Source organism: Streptomyces sp. 3211.6 (assembly GCF_003634815.1).
GTDB classification, from domain to species: Bacteria; Actinomycetota; Actinomycetes; order Streptomycetales; family Streptomycetaceae; genus Streptomyces; species Streptomyces katrae_A.
In genome coordinates this window covers 7,129,134-7,147,605 of record NZ_RBXC01000001.1, presented here as the reverse complement: position 1 = coordinate 7,147,605, position 18,472 = coordinate 7,129,134, and the positions used below count along the sequence as shown (strand labels likewise).

Annotated in this window: 19 protein-coding genes; 4 read left to right on the top strand and 15 right to left on the bottom strand. The window is 74.2% G+C overall.

What is annotated here, in order from left to right; translation table 11 throughout:
* Positions 1-142: 142 nt before the first annotated feature.
* The 4 genes from BX286_RS32735 (at position 143) to BX286_RS32725 (ending at position 3,435) form a co-directional block, all read left to right on the top strand.
* Positions 143-1,720 carry an alpha/beta hydrolase gene (locus BX286_RS32735; protein WP_121017286.1) on the top strand — a complete coding sequence of 526 codons (1,578 nt, stop codon included), beginning with the start codon at positions 143-145 and terminating at the stop codon, positions 1,718-1,720.
* A 131-nt stretch (positions 1,721-1,851) separates the two neighbouring features.
* Positions 1,852-2,019: a hypothetical protein gene (locus BX286_RS36830; RefSeq protein WP_167747563.1), complete on the top strand. Its 168-nt coding sequence runs from the start codon at positions 1,852-1,854 to the stop codon at positions 2,017-2,019.
* A 199-nt stretch (positions 2,020-2,218) separates the two neighbouring features.
* On the top strand, positions 2,219-2,968 hold the full coding sequence (locus BX286_RS32730; RefSeq protein WP_260338135.1) for a 3-hydroxybutyrate dehydrogenase: 750 nt from the start codon (positions 2,219-2,221) through the stop codon (positions 2,966-2,968).
* A gap of 164 nt (positions 2,969-3,132) precedes the next feature.
* Positions 3,133-3,435 (top strand): DUF1876 domain-containing protein, encoded by a 303-nt coding sequence (locus tag BX286_RS32725; protein WP_079423663.1) that lies wholly within the window; start codon positions 3,133-3,135, stop codon positions 3,433-3,435.
* A 22-nt stretch (positions 3,436-3,457) separates the two neighbouring features.
* Here BX286_RS32725 and hypE read toward each other — a convergent pair whose 3' ends face one another.
* The 15 genes from hypE to BX286_RS32655 form a co-directional block, all read right to left on the bottom strand.
* Positions 3,458-4,519, bottom strand: a complete 1,062-nt coding sequence (hypE, locus tag BX286_RS32720) for a hydrogenase expression/formation protein HypE (RefSeq protein WP_121017284.1) — start codon at positions 4,517-4,519, stop codon at positions 3,458-3,460.
* Positions 4,512-5,684, bottom strand: a complete 1,173-nt coding sequence (hypD, locus tag BX286_RS32715; RefSeq protein WP_121017283.1) for a hydrogenase formation protein HypD — start codon at positions 5,682-5,684, stop codon at positions 4,512-4,514. Before hypD ends, hypE begins: the two co-directional genes overlap by 8 nt.
* Positions 5,681-6,034: a HypC/HybG/HupF family hydrogenase formation chaperone gene (locus tag BX286_RS32710; RefSeq protein WP_079423669.1), complete on the bottom strand. Its 354-nt coding sequence runs from the start codon at positions 6,032-6,034 to the stop codon at positions 5,681-5,683. Before BX286_RS32710 ends, hypD begins: the two co-directional genes overlap by 4 nt.
* A complete protein-coding gene (hypF, locus tag BX286_RS32705; RefSeq protein WP_121017281.1) occupies positions 6,003-8,378 on the bottom strand; it encodes a carbamoyltransferase HypF in 2,376 nt (791 codons plus the stop codon). Before hypF ends, BX286_RS32710 begins: the two co-directional genes overlap by 32 nt.
* Positions 8,378-9,244: a hydrogenase nickel incorporation protein HypB gene (gene hypB / locus BX286_RS32700; protein WP_079423673.1), complete on the bottom strand. Its 867-nt coding sequence runs from the start codon at positions 9,242-9,244 to the stop codon at positions 8,378-8,380. Before hypB ends, hypF begins: the two co-directional genes overlap by 1 nt.
* Positions 9,245-9,246: 2 nt before the next feature.
* Positions 9,247-9,624 (bottom strand): hydrogenase maturation nickel metallochaperone HypA, encoded by a 378-nt coding sequence (locus tag BX286_RS32695; protein WP_079423675.1) that lies wholly within the window; start codon positions 9,622-9,624, stop codon positions 9,247-9,249.
* 103 nt (positions 9,625-9,727) lie between these two features.
* Positions 9,728-9,832 (bottom strand): DUF6893 family small protein, encoded by a 105-nt coding sequence (locus tag BX286_RS38140; RefSeq protein ID WP_398898854.1) that lies wholly within the window; start codon positions 9,830-9,832, stop codon positions 9,728-9,730.
* Positions 9,829-10,365 (bottom strand): hydrogenase maturation protease, encoded by a 537-nt coding sequence (locus BX286_RS32690; protein ID WP_107438212.1) that lies wholly within the window; start codon positions 10,363-10,365, stop codon positions 9,829-9,831. The genes BX286_RS38140 and BX286_RS32690 overlap by 4 nt, the downstream gene beginning before the upstream one ends.
* Positions 10,362-11,780, bottom strand: coding sequence for a hypothetical protein (locus BX286_RS32685; RefSeq protein WP_121017279.1), 1,419 nt, complete (start codon positions 11,778-11,780; stop codon positions 10,362-10,364). The genes BX286_RS32690 and BX286_RS32685 overlap by 4 nt, the downstream gene beginning before the upstream one ends.
* Positions 11,777-12,472 carry a DUF6084 family protein gene (locus BX286_RS32680; RefSeq protein WP_121017277.1) on the bottom strand — a complete coding sequence of 232 codons (696 nt, stop codon included), beginning with the start codon at positions 12,470-12,472 and terminating at the stop codon, positions 11,777-11,779. Before BX286_RS32680 ends, BX286_RS32685 begins: the two co-directional genes overlap by 4 nt.
* Positions 12,469-13,104, bottom strand: coding sequence for a DUF5947 family protein (locus BX286_RS32675; protein ID WP_100864638.1), 636 nt, complete (start codon positions 13,102-13,104; stop codon positions 12,469-12,471). Before BX286_RS32675 ends, BX286_RS32680 begins: the two co-directional genes overlap by 4 nt.
* On the bottom strand, positions 13,101-13,622 hold the full coding sequence (locus BX286_RS32670) for a hypothetical protein (protein ID WP_100864639.1): 522 nt from the start codon (positions 13,620-13,622) through the stop codon (positions 13,101-13,103). Before BX286_RS32670 ends, BX286_RS32675 begins: the two co-directional genes overlap by 4 nt.
* Positions 13,619-15,403 (bottom strand): nickel-dependent hydrogenase large subunit, encoded by a 1,785-nt coding sequence (locus tag BX286_RS32665; RefSeq protein WP_079423683.1) that lies wholly within the window; start codon positions 15,401-15,403, stop codon positions 13,619-13,621. The genes BX286_RS32670 and BX286_RS32665 overlap by 4 nt, the downstream gene beginning before the upstream one ends.
* Before the next feature lie 77 nt (positions 15,404-15,480).
* On the bottom strand, positions 15,481-16,536 hold the full coding sequence (locus BX286_RS32660) for a hydrogenase expression protein HypE (protein WP_079423685.1): 1,056 nt from the start codon (positions 16,534-16,536) through the stop codon (positions 15,481-15,483).
* 69 nt (positions 16,537-16,605) lie between these two features.
* A complete protein-coding gene (locus BX286_RS32655; protein WP_121017275.1) occupies positions 16,606-18,378 on the bottom strand; it encodes a hydrogenase maturation protein in 1,773 nt (590 codons plus the stop codon).
* Between the last annotated feature and the right edge of the window lie 94 nt (positions 18,379-18,472).

The following is an 18,472-nucleotide window of genomic DNA, read 5'->3' as shown; positions in this document are numbered from 1 at the left end:
ATTCAGGAGCATGCGGTCCCGCCCGTGCTCCTCCCCCGCCGGCTCGGCCCACCCCCGGGCGATGCGGCCGCGACGCGATCGGATAGTTTGCCACCCGTTTACCCGAAGGCACCGCAACGCCCGCGCCCCCAGGAGCTCCCGCATGCCCCACCCCATACGCCGCCCCGTACGGACGGCCGTCGTGGCCGCCGCCGCGCTGCTGGCGGTCCCCGTCCTGGCGGCCTGCGACGGCGGCGCCAAGGCCCCGGCGGCGATGAAGCCCTCGGCCTCCGCCAGCGCCCCCGCCCCCACCGCGCCGGCGGCGCTGCCCGCCGCCCTGACCGGGCAGCGGCCGGTCTGGGCCCCGTGCCCGGCGCCCTCGGCGGCGCAGGGCGGCGGCAAGGCCCCGGGCGGGGACTGGGAGTGCGCGACGATGAAGGCGCCCCTGGACTACGCCAAGCCCGACGGCGAGACCCTGGACGTGGCGCTGATCCGCAAGAAGGCCACCGACGCGGGCAAGCGTCTTGGCTCGCTGGTCTACAACTTCGGCGGCCCCGGCGCCTCCGGCGTCAAGACCCTCCCGCACGCGGCGGACCACTACGAGAAGCTGGGCGCCGTCTACGACCTGGTGAGCTTCGACCCGCGCGGCGTGGGCAACACCGCCCCCGTCCTCTGTCTGGACGACAAGGCCCTGGACGCGGGGCCCGCACCCTCCGGCGACGACCCCCTCGCCCCCGTCCGCACGTACACCGAGGCCTGCCGGCGCAACTCGGCGAAGCTCCTCCCCCACGTCGGCACGGCCGACACCGCACGGGACATGGACCTGATGCGGCAGGTGCTCGGCGACGCGAAGCTGAACTACTTCGGCATCTCCTACGGCACCCAGCTGGGCGGCGTCTACGCCCACCTGTTCCCGAAGAACGTCGGCCGCACCGTGTTCGACGCCGTGGTCGACCCCACCTCCGACGAGCTCCAGGCGAGCCTCGGCCAGGCCAGGGGGTTCCAGCAGGCGCTGGAGCACGCCATGGAGTTCTGCCGCGAGAAGTACGCCGCCAAGTGCCCCACGGGCGCCGGCACCGACGAGGGCAACCGCCGGATCGGCGAGCTGCTGAAGAAGCTGGAGACGGAGCCCGCCCCCACCAAGAGCGGCCGCAAGCTCACCTCCGACCTCGCGCTCACCGGCATCGCCGCCAGCCTCTACGACAAGCGGACCTGGGACTACCTCGTCCAGAGCCTGGCCGAGCTGCAACAGCGCGGCACCGGGAACAACCTGCTCGCCATCGCCGACGCCTACAGCGGGCGCGGCGCGGACGGCCACTACGACAACACCGACGCCGCGCACACCGCGATCGGCTGCGCCGACACCAGCCGCCGCTACACGGTGCCGGAGATGCGGGCCCAGGAGCCCGCCTTCCGCTCGGCCTCCCCGGTCTTCGGGCCGTCCATGGCCAAGGGCCTGCTCGTCTGCACCGACTGGCCGGTGCGCGGCACGTCCGACAAGCCGCAGGTGGCCGCCGAGGGCGCGGCCCCGATCCTCGTCATCGGCAACACCGGCGACCCGGCCACCCCGGTCGAGGGCGCGAAGCGGATGGCCGACGCGCTCGGCCGGGGCGTCGGCGTCAGCCTGACGGTGAAGGGCGAGGGGCACGGGGTCTACGGCAAGGACGCCTGCGCGACCAAGGCGGTCGACGCGTTCCTCGTCGACGGCACCGCTCCGGCGGACGGGACCGTCTGCTCCTGAGTTCCGCTTTGCCCCCTGTTCGGGCCTTTGCCCCGGCACCCGTACCGACCTGTGTTCGGGTGCCGGGATTCCGCCACCTACACTTGTGCCGCCCGGCCGCCGGTGCCGGCTTCAGGGGAGCGACGTCCTAAGTGAGCAGCACCAGCAGTGAAGCGCCGATCTACGACCGGCTCGTACGCGAGCGAGGCGATGTGCCGGGTCAGGTCCGCCGTGAGGCGGAGGAGATCCTCCGCCACCTCGCCCAGGTGATGGCGGGCCGGCCCCCGTCGGGCGGACTGCCGGGCTGGCGCACCCACTAACCGGGCTTCACCCCTCGCGGTTGACCCGCGCACCCGCTCCACCCCTGTCGGTTCCCGCCATGGGCGGCGGGCGGAGTGTGGGGGCGGCACACATCGGCAGACGGCGGCGGGGGTCCCTACCGTTCGGTACATGACGAGCGGATCTTCCAGCATCGCGTCCGGCGCCGGCGTGCCCGCCCCGGCGGACGGCGGCGGCCCCATGGGGCCCGGCCCCGCGGGCCGGGTGGCCCTGGTGACCGGCGGCGGCAGCGGCATCGGGCGCGCCTGCGCCGTGGCCCTGGCCGACGCCGGGGCGTTCGTGCACGTCGTGGACGTGGACGCAGACGCGGCGAAGGCCGTGGCCGCGGCCGTCGGCGGGACGGCCCACACGGCCGACCTCGCCGACCCCGCCGCCATCGACGGCCTCCCGCCCGCCGTGGACATCCTGGTCAACAGCGCGGGTCTGCAACACGTCGCCGCCATCGAGGAGTTCCCACCCGAGCGGTTCGAGCTGATCCAGCGGGTGATGGTGCACGCCCCGTTCCTGCTGCTGCGCCGGGTGCTGCCGCACATGTACGGGCGCGGCTGGGGGCGGGTGGTCAACATCTCCAGCGTGCACGGACTGCGGGCCAGCGCCTTCAAGTCCGCCTACGTGGCGGCCAAGCACGGGCTGGAGGGCCTGAGCAAGGTCACCGCCCTGGAAGGCGCCCCGCACGGGGTGACGAGCAACTGCGTCAGCCCCGGCTACGTCCGCACCCCGCTGGTGGAGCGGCAGATCGCCGCCCAGGCCGAGGCGCACGGCATCCCCGCCGAACGGGTCGTCGAGGAGGTGCTGTTGCGCGGCTCGGCCATCAAGCGGCTGATCGAGCCCGAGGAGGTGGCGGCGGTCGCCGTGTGGCTGTGCGGCCCGCACACCGCGCACGTCACCGGTGCCTCGCTGCCGATGGACGGCGGCTGGACCGCCGCCTGACGCCCGGACGGTGTCCGGGCCGCGGCCGCCGTACCGGATCCGGCCGGGGGCACGAGCCCTTCCCGCGTCGGCCGGTGGTGGAATTCCGGCGGGCGCGGGCTTTGCGTGCGGCGCGCGCGGGGGGATCCTGGGAACGGGGCCCGGCCACGGCGAGGAGGCAGGACATGACACACGCCGAGGAGTGGAGGGTGGACCTCTACCTCGTGGAGGAGGACGGCACCACCAGGGCCCGGGCCGTGCTGGACAACGGCAGGACCACGATCACGGGCAGCGGCCGGGCCCGGTGCAATCCGCAGGACGTGGACGTGCCCGCGATCGGCGACGAGCTGGCCGCGAGCCGGGCGATGCGCGACCTGTCCGCCCGGCTGATGCGTGCCGCCGACCGCGACCTGGCGGCGGTGGGGGCCGTGCCCGACCCGCCGCGCACCGGGTACGGCTGGCCGGACGACGCCCGCCCGGCGAAGTAGCCGGGCGGGCAGCGGGTCCCGGTCAGCAGATGCGGGGCAGCTGCTCCCCCAGCGGCAGGTCCACGACACGGGTGCCGCCGAGGCCGGTGCGCGCCACGACCAGGCCCGGGTGGGCCTCGACGGCCTCGCCGATCACCGCCGCGTGCCGGCCCAGCGGGTGGGCGCGCATGGCGTCGAGGACGGCTTCGGCGTGCTCACGGGGGACGAAGGCGACCAGCTTGCCCTCGTTGGCGACGTAGAGCGGGTCGAGCCCGAGGATGGCGCAGGCGTTCGCCACGGCCTCCGGGACCGGGACGCGTCCCTCGTGCAGCACGACGCCGGTGCCGGAGGCGGCCGCGATCTCGTTCAGGGCGGCGGCGAGCCCGCCGCGGGTGGGGTCGCGCAGGACGTGCAGGTCGGGGGTGACGGCGAGCATCGCGCGGACGAGACCGCCCAGGGCCGCGCAGTCGCTCTCGATGTCGACGCCGAACTCCAGCCCCTCCCGGACGCTCATGATCGCGACCCCGTGCAGGCCGATCTCACCGCTGACGATCACCACGTCGCCCGGTACGACGCGCTGCGGGCGCAGGTCGACCCCGTCCGGGATCAGTCCGATCCCGGCGGTGTTGACGTAGACGCCGTCCCCGTGGCCCATCTCGACGACCTTGGTGTCGCCGGTGGCCACCTCCACGCCGGCGGCCCGCGCGGCGGCGCCCATGTCCTCGGCGACCCGGGCGACGGTGGCCATCTCCACGCCTTCTTCGAGGATGAACCCGCAGGAGAGGTAGGCGGCCTGGGCACCGCCCATGGCGAGGTCGTTGACGGTGCCGTTGACGGCGAGGCCGCCGATGCTCCCGCCCGGGAAGAACAGCGGGCGCACCACGTAGGAGTCGGTGGAGAAGGCCAGGCGGAGCCCGCCCACGCGCAGCGCCGCGCAGTCGCCGAGCCGGGCCAGGGCCTCGCCGCCGAAGGCGGGGGCGAACAGGTGCTGGACCAGCTCCGCCGACAGGGCTCCGCCGCCGCCGTGGCCCATCACCACGCGGGGCCGGTCGCGCAGGGGGGCCGGGCAGGTCCAGCCCGTGATGTCGAGTGCGGTCTCAGGCAACGGGGCTCGCCTCCAGCGGGGCGGTCGGGACGGTGGGCCGGTCCGGGGTGGTGGCGGGCCGGGCGGGGCCGGGCCCCAGGTCGAGCCGCCGGTAGAGGTAGTAGGCGGCGCAGGCGCCCTCGCTGGAGACCATGGTGGCGCCGAGCGGGCTGCGCGGGGTGCACAGGGTGCCGAAGGCCTCGCACTCGTGCGGTTTGATCAGCCCCTGGAGCACCTCGCCGCTGCGGCAGGCGGCCGGCTCGCGGGTGGTGATGCCGGTGACGCGGAAGCGGTGTTCGGCGTCGTACTCGCGGAACCGTTCGGACAGCCGCCAGCCGCTGTCCGGGATGGTCCCGATGCCGCGCCAGGCGCGGTCGGTGACCTCGAAGACGTCCGCGAGCATGGCGAGGGCGGCCGGGTTGCCCTCGGGGCGGACGGCGCGCGGGTAGGCGTTCTCGACGGTGTGCTCGCCGCGTTCCAGCTGCCGTACGGCGCGTCGTACGCCTTCGAGGATGTCCAGGGGTTCGAAGCCGGTGACGACGATCGGGACGCGGTGGCGGTCCGCCAGCTCCGGGTACTCGGCGGTGCCCATGACGCTGCACACGTGTCCGGCGGCGAGGAAGCCCTGGACCCGGCAGCTGGGCGAGCGCATGATCGCCTCGATGGCCGGGGGGACCCGGACGTGGGAGACGAGCAGGCTGAAGTTGGTGATGCCGAGTTTCCTGGCCTGGTACACCGTCATGGCGTTGGGCGGGGCCGTGGTCTCGAAGCCGATGCCGAAGAAGACGACCTCGCGGTCGGGGTTCTGCCGGGCGGTCTTGAGGGCGTCGAGGGGCGAGTACACCACCCGTACGTCGCCGCCCTCGCCGCGGACCTGGAAGAGGTCGCGGCCGGTTCCGGGGACGCGGAGCATGTCCCCGAAGGAGCAGAAGATCACCCCGGGGCGGGAGGCGATCTCCAGGGCCTTGTCGATGACCTCGAGCGGGGTGACGCACACCGGGCAGCCGGGTCCGTGGATCAGCTCGACCTCGTCGGGCAGGAGCTGGTCGATGCCGTGCCGGATGATGGTGTGGGTCTGCCCGCCGCAGACCTCCATCAGCGCCCAGGGGCGGGTGACCGTGGCACGGATGTCGTCGAGCAGCCTGCGGGCCAGGGCGGGGTCCTGGAATTCCTCGATGTACTTCACTGCCCCACTTCCTTCCGCGTCGCCGCCGCCTCGGCCGGGCGGCCTTCGCCGTCGTCCTCCCCGAAGGGGCCCTCCTCGTCGCCGAACCGGGCCGCCTGCTCCCACGGGTCGCCGAACTCCTCCTGGAGCATGCCGAGTTCGGCGAACAGGCCGAGGGTCTTGCGGGCCGACTCCTCGTCGAGCCGCTGGAGGGCGAAGCCCACGTGCACGATGGCGTACTCCCCCACCCGGAGGTCCGGAAGGTACTCCAGGCACACCTCCTTCTGTACGCCGCCGAAGTCGACGGTGGCCATGCGGGTGCCGTCCCTCTCCCCGATCTCAAGCACTCTGCCGGGTACCGCCAGGCACATGGGCGTCTCCTTGTGGTGGGTGTGGCGTGGCGGTGGCTGCCGCCACCATGAGCTGGCCGAGCGCCAGGCCGCCGTCGTTGGGCGGCACCCGGTGCTGGCGCAGGACGGTGAACCCCCGCGCGCGCAGCGTCCGGGCGCACGCGGAGGACAGGAGGGTGTTACAGAAGACCCCGCCGGTCAGGGCGACGGTCTCCAGGCCGTGTCCGGCGCGGGCCAGCACGCAGAGGTCGGCGACCAGGGCGGCGACCGCCGCGTGGAAACGGGCGGCGATCAGCGGGCGGGGCGTGCCCGCCCGTACGTCGGCCACCGCGGCGGCCAGGACGGGCGCCGGGTCGGCGGTCACGGGGGCCGTCGCGCCGGGCGGCGGCAGGCGCAGGCCGAAGGCGTACGCGCCGCGGTCGGGTGGCGCCTGGAGGGCTGCGGCCTCCAGTTCGACGGCGGCCTGGGCCTCGTAGCCGGCCTGCTGGCAGATCCCGGCGAGGGAGGAGACGGCGTCGAAGAGCCGGCCCATGCTGGAGGTGGGCGCGCAGTTCAGTCCGCGCTCCAGCTGGGTTTCCAGTACCCGCAGTTCACCGGGCGGGCAGGCGGCGGTGCAGGGCAGGTCCGGGGTCCGGGCGAGGCCGGCGGCGCGCAGGTGGGACAGGGCCATGCGGTACGGGCGGCGCACGGCCGCGTCGCCGCCGGGCAGCGGGACGTAGGCGAGGTGGGCGAAGCGGGTGTAGCCGCGGTAGTCCGCGAGGAGGACCTCCCCGCCCCAGACGGCGCCGTCGTCGCCGTAGCCGGTGCCGTCGAAGGCGACGCCGATCACCCGGCTGCCGCCGTCGTGGCCGTGTTCGGCCAGGGCGGAGGCGATGTGGGCGTGGTGGTGCTGGACGGGGACCAGCGGGCGGCCCGCCGCGTGGTCGCGGGTCCAGCGGCCGGAGCGGTAGCCGGGGTGCCGGTCGGCGGCGAGCAGGGCGGGGGCGACCCCGGTGAGGGCGGACAGCTGGCGCTGGGCGTGGGCGAAGGCGTCCTGGGTGGCGAGGTCGTCCATGTCGCCGATGTGGGCGGAGAGCCAGGCGCGCCCGCCTTCGCCGAGGCAGAGGGCGTTCTTCAGGTCGCCGCCGGCGGCGAGGGTGGCGGGGACGGTCAGGGGGAGGGTGAGCGGCAGGGGGGCGTAGCCGCGCGAGCGCCGCAGGAGCAGGGGTTGTCCGTCGCAGAGGCGGACGACGGAGTCGTCGCAGGGGACGTGGATCGGGCGGTCGTGGGTGAGCCAGGCGTCGGCGAGGTGGGCGAGGCGTTCCAGGGCCTCGTCGTCGTCGGTGACGATGGGTTCACCGGAGAGGTTGCCGCTGGTCATGACGAGCAGGCGGGGTCCGGGCGGGTCGCCGGGCAGGCCGAGCAGCAGGTGGTGCAGGGGGGTGTAGGGGAGCATCACGCCGAGGTCGGGGCTGCCGGGGGCGACGGCGTCGGTGAGCTCCGGGGCGGTGGCGGCCCGGCGGCGGAGCAGGACGATGGGGCGGACGGATCCGGTGAGCAGTTCCCGTTCGCCGGGGCCGAGTTCGGCGATGCGCTCGATGTCGTCGAGGCCGCGGGCCATCAGGGCGAAGGGTTTGTCCCCGCGTTCCTTGCGGCGGCGCAGTCCGGCCACGGCTTCGGCGTTTGCGGCGTCGCAGGCCAGGTGGTAGCCGCCGAGGCCCTTCACGGCGAGGACGGCGCCTTCGGCCAGCAGCCGGCGGGCCCGTGCGACGGGGTCGGCGGTGGTGGCGGCGCGGGGCGGGCGGCCGGTGAGCAGCCGCAGGCGGGGGCCGCAGGCCGGGCAGGCGACGGGCTGGGCGTGGAAGCGGCGGTCGGCGGGGTCGCTGTACTCGCGGGCGCAGTCGGGGCACATCGGGAAGCCGGCCATGGTGGTGTGGGCGCGGTCGTAGGGCAGCCCGGTGACGATGGTGAAGCGGGGTCCGCAGTGGGTGCAGGTGATGAAGGGGTGGCGGTGGCGGCGGTCGGCCGGGTCCGCGAGTTCGGCGAGACAGTCGGCGCAGGTGGCGGTGTCCGGGGAGACCAGGGTGCGGGGCGGACCGCCGGTGCGGGAGGCGATGATGGTGAAACCGGCGCCGCCGGTGGCCGGGAGGGGGCGGTGGTCGACGGTGTCGACGACCGCCAGGGGCGGGGCGTCGGCGGCGAGCCGGTCGCAGAACGCCGCCACCGCAGACCGGGGGCCCTCGACCTCGGCGACCACGCCTTCGGGGGTGTTGGTGACGTGGCCGGCCAGGCCGAGGGTGGTGGCGCGGGTGTAGACGTACGGGCGGAATCCGACGCCCTGGACCACGCCGCGGACGGTGACGCGGCGGCGTTCCGCGGCCTCCATCAGTGGAGCCCGGCCGTGCCCGCGGGGGCCGGTGCCGGGTGGACCGCGGGCGGGGATCCCGCGGGGCCGTCCCCGGGCCGGCCCCGAACCGTTTCCGGCGGCTGCGCCGGTCCGTGGCCGTGGTCGTGGTCATGGGTGTGGTCGTGGTGGGGTTCGTGGGTGTGGGTGTGGGGGTGTGCGTGGCGGGACATCACCGGGTTGTGGGCGCGGGTGCCCCCCGCGATGGCCAGGGCGTGGTCCAGGAGGAGGCCCGTGCCCTCCAGCGAGCGGGCGGAGGTGCGCAGGATCCGCACGCCGGGGTTGACCTGCTGGACGTTCGCGCGGAAGGCGGCCTCGTCGAAGCCGACGGCCTCCGCGATGTCGGTCTTGGTGATGACCACCAGCTGGGCCGGGCCGAAGGCGGTCGGGTACTTCAGGGGCTTGTCCTCGCCCTCCGTCACCGAGGCCAGGACCACGCGCAGGGACTCGCCCAGGTCGTAGGAGGCCGGGCAGACGAGGTTGCCGACGTTCTCGACGAACAGGAGGCGGGTGTCCTCGGGGAGCCAGCCGTCCAGGTAACGGCCCAGCATGTGCGCTTCGAGGTGGCACAGGCCGTCGGTGAGGACCTGTTGGACGGGGACGCCCGAACGGGCCAGCCGGGTCGCGTCGTTCTCCGTCGCCAGGTCGGCCGTCAGGGCGGCCACGGACACGCCCCGTTCCCGGGCCAGCGTCAACTCGCGTTCCAGCAGGGCCGTCTTCCCGCTCCCGGGGCTGGAGAGCAGGTTGACCACGGTCGTTCCGCGGGCGGTGAGTTCGGCGCGCAGGGCCTGCGCGGCCCCGTCGTTCTTCGCGAGCACCGCTCGTCGCAGGTCGGCCTCTCGGCACACGGTCAGGCCTCCTCGGGGATCGGTTCGAGGGCGTCGTCCCATACCACGCGCAGGATCCGCAGTTCGCGCCCCGAGAGGAGCTCCACGGGAGTGGCCTTCGCGCAGCGGGGGCAGGTCAGGTCGGGGGGCATGCCGACGGCCCACTCGCCCGTGCAGGAAGCGCAGCGGGCGCGGGCCGCCACGCGGTGGGTGACGAGTTCGGCGCCTTCGAGGGGGGTGCCGGTGCAGGCCAGTTCGAAGGAGAAGGCCAGGGCGTCGGGGACGACACCGGCCAGTTCCCCGATCTCCAGCTCCACCCGGCTCACGGAGCGTGCCGCTCCGGCTGGGGCCGCCTCCGCCACCTGGTCCACGACGGCCATGGCGATCGACATCTCGTGCATCGGACTCCGTCCTGCCGGGCCCCATTACAGCGGCGGGACCGCAGCGGGCGGGGCGGGCGCGCCGACGCGCCGCCCGCCCCGTCCTCCGTTCGGACGCGCGGGGTCACATGCGGCGGATCCGCAGGTAGCGCTTGATGTCGGGGAAGGTCTGCGCGAGTACGGCGGCCACGGCCAGGGCGACGGCTCCGCAGACGAAGGCCTTCTTCATGGGGTTCTCCTCAGTTCGCACCGGTTGCTTGGGTCCGGCCCGGGCTCCGCCTCCTGGGCCTGCAGGAGGTCCAGGAGCATCCGTACGGCCTCCGGCACCGCGGCGGCCACGGGGGCGCTCAGCCCGATGCCCTCCTCCAGGAGGGCGGGTTCGCAGCCGATGACGTACGTGCGCCGGGGCGGGCGGGAACCGGTGCCGGCGCACAGGGTGCCCAGCAGGCCGAGGACGGCGTCGGGGGTCATGTGGTGGCCGTCCAGGACGGGGCGGCCGGCGCCCGCCGGGGCGGAGCCGGGCTCCTCGATCAGGTACAGGGTGCCCGGGTCGCCGCCGCGTTGGGTGGCGTCGACCAGGACGAGGGTGTCGTAGCCGTCGAGGAGCTGGTAGGCCAGGTGCACCCCGCGCACGCCGAAGTCGGCCACCTCCACGTGGCCGGGCAGGGCGTGCGCGGACAGGGCCCGCACCGTCTCGACGCCGAAGCCGTCGTCGCCGAGGAAGACGTTGCCGATGCCGGCGATCAGGACCCGGCCGCTCACGGCTCCTCCAGGGCGGTCACCTCGTCGGGCTGGAAGTACAGGAAGCGGCCCTGTTCGCGGCGGATGTCGGCGCCCGGGTCGCCCTCCACGGTCACGGCCAGGTGCACTCCCCCGTCGACGTCGTGCAGGACCTCCTCCACGCGTGCGGTGCGGCCCTGGAGGAAGAGGTCCTGGGCGTCGGTGCGCCGCAGGCCGGGGCGGAGCGTCACGCGACTGCCGGGGCCGACGGGTGTGCCGTCGACCAGGACCCGCTCGGGCGCGGGTTCGGCGGGGGCGGTGCCGGCCGGGTCCCACCAGGGGGTGTCCGGGGTGAAGAGGGCGTCCGGCGGGGGCTCCCCGGGCGCCGTCCCCCCGGTGGCGCCGCGCAGGGAGCGCACCGCCCCGTGGAGCCGTTCCAGTACCTCGGGCGGCAGGGTGTCGGCCAGGTCGACGACGGCCGCGGCGCGCGCGTCCGTGCCGCGTGCCTCGCGCTTCTCCTCGTCGGTGAGGGCGGCGGTGCGCAGGGCGAGGATCTCGTCGATCTCGGTGGCGTCGTACATCGCCCCGGCGCTCTCGGGGGCGATGGCGGGGTGGTCCTCCAGGATGATCGGGGAGGAGAGGACCACGTCGGCGCGGCCGTCCTCGCCGGCCAGGACCGGCCAGGTGTGGAGGTTCGCGCAGGCGGCGACGGCGGACCGGGCCCATTCGGGCGGGTCGGTCATGGACAGGAAGGAGCCCGGGGCGAGGCCCAGCAGGAGGTGGGCGGCGACCAGCGAGCGGGGCAGGGCCTCCTCGCGGGCGGCGGGGCCGTCGGGGGTCCAGGGGCTGGTGTTCTCGACCACGGCGGTGAGTTTCAGGACCCGGTAGGGTCCTTCCAGTTCCTCCGCGTGCAGGCGTACCACGCCCTCGACCTCCTGGGTGCGCCGGACCAGGCGGCCGACGGTCCGGCCGCGGTCGTCGAGCACCGGTTCGGTGTCCTCGCGGGCGGGGCGGGTGAAGGGGAGGACGATCTCCTTCTGCGTCAGTTCGGGGACGGCCACGCGCAGTTCGACCCGCTCCTCGGTGCCCTCGTCCCAGGGGACCAGGACCCGGTCGGGCAGGTGGAGGCCTGCGGTGTCGGTGAACGTGCCGTCGTCGTGGGCCTCTTGCACGGTCCGGCGCTGGGCGTGCAGGAAGCGCAGTTCGAGGGAGAGGGTGGCGGCGCCGCGCGGTTCCATCAGGATCTCGGTGCGCTGGAGGCTGTGCTCGCCCTGGGCGGGGGCCCATGCGGGCGGCACGAGGACGCCGAACTGCCAGCGCATCCGGTTCTTGGCGGCGGAGGCCCGGTAGGGGTAGAGGACGTAGCCCTCGAAGAGGACGGCGTCGGCCACCTGGCGGGCCGTCTCGAAGCGGCGGCCGGAGCGGTGGGCGGTGGTGGTGGAGGCCGTCGTGGTCATGGGGCGGCCCTCTCGGTGACGCGGGGTGCGGGCGTGCCGGGCAGCGGGAGCGGCGGCGGGGCGGGTTCGGCGGCGGCCAGCAGGGCGCGCAGGGTGGTCTCCCAGGAGGCCAGGGCGTGGCGGGAGCGGTAGGCGAGCAGTTCGGCCATGGTGTCGCGGGGCAGCCGCAGCCATCCGCAGCCGGGGAAGTGCTGTTCGACCATCTCCTGCCAGACGGCGACGGGCATCCGGCAGACGGCCTCGCGGTCCCAGGGGACGGGTTCGACGCGGAAGCCGCCGGCGCCGGTGAAGGCGGTGCCGGAGAAGAGCAGCAGCAGGGGGACTTCGCCGTCCTGGAGGGCGTTGAAGTAGCGGGCGCAGGCGATGTCCATGTCGTAGGTGCAGGGGACGACGAGGTCGGTCTCGGTCTCCCCGGTGAACCCCGGCACCATCACGCCGACCTGGGCGAACTGCACGGGCCTCAGGGTGCTCCCCCAGCGGGAGCGGTCGCCGAACAGGTCGGCGAGGGCTTCGGCCTCCTCGGGGCCGTAGCCGCGCCGGGCCGGTTCGATGCGGATCTGGCAGCGCAGGGCGAGGGCGTGGACCCGGGTGTCGGGGGCCGCCGCGGTGATGCGCAGCCGCAGGACGAGGGTGGGCCCGGCGGCGTAGGGGTCGGCGCGAACCCCGGTGCAGGTGAAGGTGAGGTCCGTCATGAGGGGCCGGCCTCCGCGAGGATCCGGGCGCGGGCCTCGACGTGGGCGAAGAGGGTGTCGAGGGCGGCGCGGGCCTCGGCGCCGCCGTCGAAGCCGCGCCAGAGCAGCCGCATCCTGCCGACGAGTTCGTAGCAGAGGTCGATGGGGACCAGGTGGCAGGTGGTGCGGCCGGGCGTGTGGTGCAGCAGCAGGGCCTCCACGTCGGGTTCGAGGAGGCCCGCGAGCCGGCCGGCGCCGAGGACGGACTGCCAGGTGTCGGGGTCGAGTTCGCTCTCGGTGGCTCCGGCGGGGCTCGGGTAGAGGGCGACGAGGCGGCCGAGGGCGGCGTTGCGGAAGAGGAAGGCCACGCCGACGGGGATCCTCAGCCGTTCCCAGGCCGCGTCGTCCAGCTCGTGGCCGGGGTCGGCGAGATAGCGGTCGGGGACGGCCCGGTACCGGCCGGTGCGGGTGCCCGGCCGGTCGAAGAGGAGGGCGCAGGCGGTGCAGGCGCACACCAGGGCCCGCTTCTCGGTCTCCACCAGGTGGCGGTGGCCGTCCGGGGGTACGGGGGTCCCGCAGAGTTCGCAGCTCTCGGGGCGGGGCGGGCGGGGGCCGGTGAAGCGGCGCAGCCCCCGGGGGCGGGGGCCCGTCACGGCACCCGGGCCGGGGTGTGCGGGCGGGTGCCGATCTGGAGCAGGGGCGGTGGGGGTGCGGGCGTCTCGATGTCGACGCCGGTCACCTCGGGGGCGAAGCAGGCGAGGGCGTCCTCCAGGGCCGCGCGGGTGGGGTCGCCTGAGCCGCAGCCGCAGCCGGAGGACTCGGCGGGGGTGGTGCGCAGCCGCAGGACCCCGGTGGCGGCGTCGAAGCCCAGGGGCCGGGCGGGGGTGCCGGCGCTGCGCAGGGCCCGCTCGATGCGGGTGTCGACGTCCTCGGGGTGCAGGCCGTGCAGGGTGAGCAGGCTCGCCACGAGGTCGTCGTCCAGCAGCGGGGCCAGGGCCCCGGCGCCGAGCCGCTCGGTGATCCGGGCGAGGCCGGCCCCGTAGAACTCCATGAGGACGCGGACGAGTTCCTCGGCGGCCGCGCAGGCGGCGCGGTCGCCGGAGGCGGCCAGCCCGTCGAGCACCTCCTCGACGCGTGCGCCCGCCTGCCGGGCGTCGGCGGCGGCGCTCATCCGCCGAGTCCGCTCAGGCCGGTGGGGACGTGCATGGTCTTCACGGTCTTGCCGCCGCCGACGTACATGTGGACCCCGCAGGGCAGACAGGGGTCGAAGCTGCGCACGGCGCGCATGATGTCGATGCCCTTGAAGTTCTCCGGGGCGTTCTCCTCGAAGATCGGCGTGTTCTGCACGGCGTCCTCGTAGGGGCCCGGGGTGCCGAAGGTGTCGCGGGTGCTGGCGTTCCACGGGGTGGGCGGGTACGGGTGGTAGTTGGCGATCTTCCCGTCGCGGATGACCATGTGGTGGGAGAGGACGCCGCGGACGGCCTCGGTGAAGCCGCAGCCGATGGACTGGTCCGGGACCTCGAACTTCTCCCAGGTCTGGGTGCGTCCGGCGCGGACCTCGGCCAGGCCCTGCTCGGCGCAGTGCAGGGCGATGCCGGCGGCGTAGGCCTGGAAGTAGGTGCGGGCGCGGTTGCGTTCCAGCGCGTTGGACCACTTCGGGATCTTCCACTCGAAGGTGGTCTCCGGCTTGGTCATGGTGCGCGGCAGGGTGATGATCACGCTGTGGCCGGTGGCCTTGACGTAGCCGACGTCGACGAGCCCGGACAGGGCGGTGGACCACAGGCGGGCGAGGGGGCCGCCGCCGGTGTCGAGCGGCAGGTGGTCCTTGCCGTCGAACCAGCGGGGGGACATCACCCAGCTGTACTTGTCGTCGAAGTTGCGCTTCTGCGGGGCGGGGATGGTGTGCTGGTTCCAGGGGTGGCGGGGGTCGACGGGGTTGCCGAGCGGGTCGTGGGTGACGAACTGCTCGCGGCCCTCCCAGTCGTCGTAGTACGAGCTGCCGAGCAGGATGCGGATGCCGAGGTTGATCTCGGTGAGGTCGTTGGTGACCAGCTTGCCGTCCACGACGACGCCCGGGGTGACGAACATCTTCCGTCCCCAGTCGGTCATGTTGGCGTACGTGAAGTCGCAGTACTCCGGATCGTTGAGGGCGCCCCAGCAGCCCAGCAGCACGCGCCGCCGTCCGACCTCCTCGTAGCCGGGAAGGGCCTCGTAGAAGAAGTCGAACAGGTCGTCGTGGAGCGGGACGACCCGCTTCATGAACTCGCAGTACCGCATGAGGCGGCTCATGTAGTCGGTGAACAGCTGGACGGAGGCGATGGTGCCGACGCCGCCCGGGTAGAGGGTGGAGGGGTGCACGTGGCGGCCCTCCATCAGGCAGAACATCTCGCGGGTGTACCGGCTGACCTGGAGGGCCTCGCGGTAGAACTCGCCCTCGATGGGGTTGAGGGAGCGCATGATGTCGGCGATGGTGCGGTAGCCGTGGTCGCCGGCGTGCGGGGCCTCGGTGCGCTCGGCGAGTTCGAGGACGCCGGGGTTGGTCTCGCGGACCATCTTCTCGCAGTAGTCGACCCCGACCAGGTTCTCCTGGAAGATGTTGTGGTCGAACATGTACTCCGCCGACTCGCCGAGGTTGATGATCCACTCGGCGAGGTGCGGCGGCTTGACCCCGTAGGCCATGTTCTGCGTGTAGACGGAGCAGGTGGCGTGGTTGTCCCCGCAGATGCCGCAGATGCGGCTGGTGATGAAGTGCGCGTCGCGGGGGTCCTTGCCTCGCATGAAGACGCTGTAGCCGCGGAAGACCGACGAGGTGCTGTAGCACTCGGCGACGCGCTTCTGCTTGAAGTCGATCTTCGTGTGGATGCCGAGGCTGCCCACGATCCGGGTGATCGGATCCCAGGCCATCTCGACCAGGCCGCTGCCGTCGCCGGCCGCGTTCGTCTTCGGTGCCATCGTCTGTGCCGTGACCCTTCGTTCGGTACGGGGTGGAGCGGGACGGAATCGGTGCGGACCGCGGGGAGGGCGGTCCGTCACCAGGGCGGGCGGTAGCCGGTGGTGAGCTTGCCGCCGGCGTGGCGCCACTTGGGTTCCTGGTCGACGGTGTGCAGGGTGACCGCGCGCAGCCGGCGGACCACGGCCCCGTAGGCGCCACTGGCCTTCGCGGACACGTGGGAGCCGGGGGGCGCGTCCATGAACGGCATGAACTTGTCGGGGAAGCCCGGCATGGTGCAGGCGATGCAGATGCCGCCCACGTTCGGGCAGCCGCCGATGCCGTTCATCCAGCCGCGCTTGGGGACGTTGCACTTGACGACGGGACCCCAGCAGCCGAGCCGGACCAGGCACTGCGGCGAGTCGTAGGTGTGGGCGAACTGGCCCTGCTCGTAGAACCCGGCGCGGTCGCAGCCCTCGTGGACGGTCTGCCCGAACAGCCAGGTCGGCCGGAGCTTGTCGTCCAGCGGGATCATGGGGGCCGAGCCCGCCGCCTGGTACAGCAGGTAGGTCAGGGTCTCGGAGAAGTTGTCGGGCTGGATGGGGCAGCCCGGCACGCAGACGATCGGGATGCCGGCCTTGGAGGTCCAGTCCCAGCCGAGGTAGTCGGGCACGCCCATGGCGCCGGTGGGGTTGCCCTCCATGGCGTGGATGCCGCCGTACGTGGCGCAGGTGCCGATGGCGACCACGGCGAGCGCCTTGGGGGCGAGCCGGTCGATCCACTCGCTGGTGGTGATCGGCTGGCCGGTGCGGGGGTCGTCGCCGAAGCCGCACCAGTAGCCCTCGGGCTTGATCGACTCGTTGGGGATGGATCCTTCGACGACGAGCACGAACGGGTCGATCTCGCCGCGCTCGCCCTTGAAGAACCATTCGACGAAGGTGTCGGCTCCGCCGACGGGACCGCACTCGAAGTCGATCAGGGGCCAGTGCACGGCCACCTTGGGCAGGCCCGGCAGGACCCCGGTGACGATCTCCTCGATGCTCGGCTGCATCGCCGCCGTGAGGGAGACCGAGTCGCCGTCACAGCTCAGTCCGGCGTTGATCCAGAGGATGTGGATCGTCGGGTCCTCTGCCTGGTCCGACGTTGCTGCATCCATGCGGGGCCTCCTTCGGAGGGGATGCGGGGGGTGGGGAGGGGGCGGGCGGCGGACCGCACCGCTTCCTTGCTAGCAGGAGCCCGCCGGGGACGCGCTGTCTTGTACGGCCGGTCCAGTGACGACGGGGCCGTCCGGGCGGCCGGCGCCGGGTGCGGGGGCGGGGGCGGTGCGGCGCGTGAGGTGGGGCGGGGTCTGCCGGGCGGGCTCCTTGCGGACGAAGGCCCGGCGCAGGGCGTGGTAGGGGGCGTGCGGGTCGTCGAAGACGTGCTTCATCCGGTCCAGTTCCGCCTCCCGGTAGGAGGCCAGCGGGCGCCGGGCCTCGTCCTGTTCCCGGCGGGCCTTCTTGGCGGCGATCCGGGCGGAGGTGGCGGGCAGGCCGGCGAGGCGGGCCGCGAGCCGCGCCGTCTCCTCGGCGAAGGCCTCCGGCGGGCAGGCGACCGTGCGGTCGGACAGGCCCAGGGCGAGCGCCGCGCCGGCGCTCAGCGGCAGGGCGTCCTCGGTGAGCCGGGAGGCGGTGGCCGCGCCCACGCGGGCCGGCAGGGTGTACGTCCAGTACTCGGAGCCGTACAGGCCCATCAGGCGGTAGTGGGGGTTGAGCACCACGCCCGAGCGGCACCAGACCTCGTCGGCGGCGAGGGCGAGCATGGCCCCGCCCGCGGCGGCGTTCCCGCCGAGGGCGGCGACGACGAGCCGGTCGGTGGTGGTCAGGACCGCCTCGACCAGGTCGTCCATGGCGTTGATGTTGGCCCAGGACTCCGCGGCCGGGTCGGCGGCGGCCTCGATCACGCCCAGGTGGATGCCGTTGGAGAAGAAGTCGCGGCCGCCGCCGAGGACGAGGACCGAGGTGGGGCGGGAGAGGGCGTTCCGGTAGGCCTCCAGCAGCCGGCGGCAGCGGCCGGTGTCCATGGCGCCGGAGGGGAAGGAGAACGAGAGGAAGCCGGTCTGCCCCTCCTCCCGGTAGCGGATGTCGGACCAGGTGCGGCGGCGGGGGCCGCTGTGCAGGGGCGCGGGGTGTTCGCGCAGCGGGGGCAGCCGGTCGCCGAGGGCGAGGACGGCCGGGAGGCGGGGGGCGGGGGGCTCTCCGGGCGCCTGGCGGGCCCGTAGCTCCGGGATCCACACGGCGCCGTCGGCCGTGGCCCGGCAGATGGCTCCGGCGCGGGTGGCCAGCAGTTCGCCGGGGCGGCCGCGCAGCCGGTCCTCGGGGTGCCCGCCGTGCAGGTACCACTGCGCGCCGAGCAGTTCGTCGCGTACGCCGGGCCGGGAGTCGGCGGCGCGCAGCACCCGCAGGATCCGCTCGGTGCCGTCGCTCTCCCAGTCGATGCGGCGGCCCTCCTGGCGCAGGGCGGGGCGGGCCTCGGTGGCGTGCTGGGGCCGCGGGACGTACGTTCCGCCGGCGAAGCGCTCCACGGCGAGCAGGACGGCCTCCAGGGCCGCGTCGGCGATCTCCCCGCGGTAGAGGTCGCTCTTGCCGACCGCCGGGACGGTGCACTCGGCGGTGGCCCAGACGGGGCCGGCGTCCATCTCGGCCTCGGCCTGCAGGACGGTCACCCCCCAGCGGGTGCGGCCCTCCTGGACGGCCCAGTCGAGGGAGGAGGGGCCGCGGTCGCCGACCGGGCCGGGGTGGACGATCAGACAGGGGTGAGCGGACCAGACCTCTTCGGGGATCGCGGTGCGCAGCATCGGCGCGAGGACGAGGTCGGGGGCGTGGTCGCGGACGGCCTCGGCGAGGGGGCGGTCGGCGAGGGCGAGTTCGACGGCCACGCTGTGGCCGTGGTCGCGCAGCTCGGCGTGGACCCGCTGGGTGAGGCTGTTGAAGGCGCTCGCGAGGAGCAGGACGTGCACGTGGTCTCCCGCGGCGGTCCGGGGTCCGGGGCGCGGTGGCGTCCGGCCCGATCGGCAGATCGTGACCGGTTCATGACCGGCCGCCTGCGATCGT